Here is a 1,626-nt window from a genome sequence, read left to right as displayed (position 1 = left end):
CAGGGCGATGGCTCACCATGTGAACCATCACCCAATACAAGGTTATGGGGGGTGCAGTCGTGCAACCACTAAATCGGAACCCTAAAGGGATCCCCCGATTTAGCAGTTGACGATTCGGCGGCGGCGAACGCTGTCAGATTTCAATCTGATAGCGTGAGTCGTCTACTTCCGGCATGGGGTGACTGGCCATACACCAGTACGCAGCGGTAAGGGAAACATCGAGAGGGATCCACTCAGAAACACCGTGCGAAGCGGACTGACCGAGCTTATTACAGCGGAGCATTCTGCGGGCGGAGATAATACGCCGGCGGCGCTTCTTTTCTGCGTCCTTCACAGTGCCGTAATTGGCTGAACGGGCATCGGCAAGACGCCAGTTCCGGCAAATACGCCTAAGCGCACAGAAAGCCTTGTGAGAGGCATCAAGCGTCACAGGCTCATCAATGGGCCAATCACCGCAGTAACCCCACACACGGCCCGTTTTAGCCCATCCTGCGGGCACAAACTCAGGATTGCGCTGATAGTGAGTCTCAGAGCGGCCAGCATGCTTAGCCAGGTACATGAACCAACCCTGCATATCCGTGATAGGTACAACATGCTGCGAGCGCATATTGCAGCCGTACTTCTCAGCAACGGCGATCCAATTCCAGATTACAGTGGAGGGTTCGTAAGCATCAGGAAAATAGGCGATCCCGTGAAGGTGAGGAACACCCCGCTGTTGCCATTCCGTAAGCCAGTGAAGGCGCACCATCCCAGCACGGCGAAGGCGCTTAATGAAATTCTCGCGGAGGATCTTCCAATCCTCAGATGATGGCGGGCAATCACGAATAGTTAGCGTAAACGCCACAGCAGCGCCAGTGAGATCGGGAACGTGAACGGAGCGAAGGAATTTGGTGTTGTTGCGGGAGGCGCTTTTAGACCAGCCTTTAACTTCCCCGCGCTTGGCGCGCTCATGATTATTCTTCATAGGGGGAATCCCAGCCGTCAGACCGTTGTGATATAATTTCAGCGTAGCCAAGTTGTTTCCTTAAACACATTCGAGTGGTTACCAAGCCCCGGACTGTTGACGCAGTTGCGGGGTAATTTTTTGCCTAAAAAACAGGGAAACAATAAACCCAAAAAGATTAGTTAGGAAGGGGTCGCGGTCAGTTATGTAACAACTAATCAAGGGAAGCACCTGAACCGCTGAAAAATCGAAGCACTCAAACACCCAACGAACAGAATCAGAATGAGACGAACGTGCAGTATTACATACACTGCACGACCGGCCTTTTGTTGCATTTTGCTACGAGAGTCCACTATTAAACAGAGTGGACTACGATTCAGAACGGCGAGCGCCTCCTCGCAGAGCTGCGGGGGCGTCCCCGTTCCTCACCGTAGCAGCACGACCATCCCCCATGACCTCACTTAGACAAAAATCGACAAATAAGGCATACCGAGCAAAACGGGAACACCCCACGGCATCACCTGTAGGGCAGGGCTTGCGCACCTACCCCACAGGCAACGCCTTGAAGGGGGGTTAAAACCGGCTTTACAGGGCGATGGCTCACCATGTGAACCATCACCCAATACAAGGTTATGGGGGGTGCAGTCGTGCAACCACTAAATCGGAACCCTAAAGGGATCCCC

1 protein-coding gene is annotated in these 1,626 nt (G+C 53.3%); it reads right to left on the bottom strand.

Features of this window, described 5'->3' with window-relative positions; all coding sequences use genetic code 11:
* Positions 1–133: 133 nt before the first annotated feature.
* Positions 134–1,015 carry a rolling circle replication-associated protein gene (locus PGQ95_RS26235; RefSeq protein ID WP_071448089.1) on the bottom strand — a complete coding sequence of 294 codons (882 nt, stop codon included), beginning with the start codon at positions 1,013–1,015 and terminating at the stop codon, positions 134–136.
* Between the last annotated feature and the right edge of the window lie 611 nt (positions 1,016–1,626).

Source organism: Klebsiella sp. 141240 (assembly GCF_050600805.1).
Lineage (GTDB): Bacteria > Pseudomonadota > Gammaproteobacteria > Enterobacterales > Enterobacteriaceae > Klebsiella > Klebsiella aerogenes.
Note: the sequence above shows the minus strand (reverse complement) of the source record. Positions and strands in the feature narration are given on the sequence as shown.